The organism is Acinetobacter sp. SA01 (assembly GCF_011319235.1).
GTDB lineage: Bacteria > Pseudomonadota > Gammaproteobacteria > Pseudomonadales > Moraxellaceae > Acinetobacter.
The window spans coordinates 1-222 of record NZ_WXXM01000066.1; the positions used below are offsets into that span (position 1 = coordinate 1).

At 53.6% G+C, this 222-nt stretch carries 1 protein-coding gene; it reads left to right on the forward strand.

Going from position 1 to position 222, the window contains the following annotated elements; all coding sequences use genetic code 11:
* A partial coding sequence (locus GTU69_RS17430) for an Ig-like domain-containing protein (RefSeq protein ID WP_205683575.1) occupies positions 1–222 on the forward strand: 222 nt, incomplete at both ends.

Sequence of the window (222 nt, forward strand, 5' to 3'; positions counted from 1 at the left end):
GCAGCTTAAGTGCGATCACACCGGATGCAACTGGCCAGACCTGGACGGCAACGTTTACCCCGGATGGCTCAGGTACAGCACCAAGTATCAGTGTTGCTACAGGCAGCTATAGTGATGTTGCGGGTAACCCCGGTACAGGTGATACGCTGAATGCAGCGGATGGCTTTGGGGTTGATCTGGTTGCACCGGTGGTTACTGTAAATGACAGCAACACCAATGACA